General features: G+C 35.4%; 1 protein-coding gene. It reads left to right on the top strand.

What is annotated here, in order from left to right:
* Positions 1 to 59 precede the first annotated feature (59 nt).
* On the top strand, positions 60 to 761 hold the full coding sequence (locus AZ602_RS09905; protein ID WP_015586042.1) for an IS1-like element ISPa14 family transposase: 702 nt from the start codon (positions 60 to 62) through the stop codon (positions 759 to 761).
* Positions 762 to 788 lie beyond the last annotated feature (27 nt).

Raw genomic sequence — 788 nt, 5'->3', positions numbered from 1 at the left:
GGTGGTGTTTCAAAAAGTATGCTGAAACAAAGCAGGTTGAATTTTGATAAAATAGAGAAATGCGAATAACTCTAGAAATCAAATGTCCAACCTGCCTCAGTGACAGTATAAAGAAAAATGGCATCAAAGTAGATGGGAAACAAAACTATCAGTGCAAAGACTGTAAACGTCAGTTTATTGGTGACCATGCTCTGAGCTATCTAGGATGTCATTCAGGCATTACTCGAAAAATATTACAGTTGATGGTCAGAGGTAGTGGTATACGAGATATCGCTGAAGTTGAGCGAATCAGTATCGGTAAAGTTTTACGTACTTTAACCGAATCGACCTACCAAATTCAGCCTAAACAAAGTCATTATGAGTCTCTTGAAGTTGATGAGTTTTGGACTTTTGTGGGAAATAAAAATAATAAACAATGGCTTATTTACGCCTACCATCGAGAAACAGGTGAGATTGTTGCTTATGTTTGGGGTAAAAGAGACTTAGCTACAGTTCAACGATTGAAGGCAAAGCTTAAACAATTAGGTATTCACTACACCCGAATTGCAAGTGATCATTGGGACAGTTTCATAACTGCTTTTAAAAACTGCAAGCAAAGTATTGGTAAATTTTTTACTGTAGGTATTGAAGGTAATAATTGCAAAATAAGGCATCGAATTAGGCGCGGTTTTAGAAGGAGTTGTAATTTTTCAAAAAAGATTGAAAACCATTTTAAAGCTTTCGACTTAACCTTTTTTTACATCAATAATGGCTTCATTTAATGTCAGCATACTTTTTGAAACACCACC

This window comes from Moraxella sp. RCAD0137, from assembly GCF_002894025.1.
Taxonomy (GTDB): Bacteria; Pseudomonadota; Gammaproteobacteria; order Pseudomonadales; family Moraxellaceae; genus Moraxella; species Moraxella porci.
The sequence above is the reverse complement of the archived record's forward strand: the minus strand, read 5'-3'. Positions and strand labels throughout refer to the sequence as shown.

Excerpts from the sequence above, each read along its gene's own strand:
- AZ602_RS09905 (WP_015586042.1), top strand. The coding sequence starts at position 60 with ATGCGAATAACTCTAGAAATCAAATGTCCAACCTGCCTCAGTGACAGT.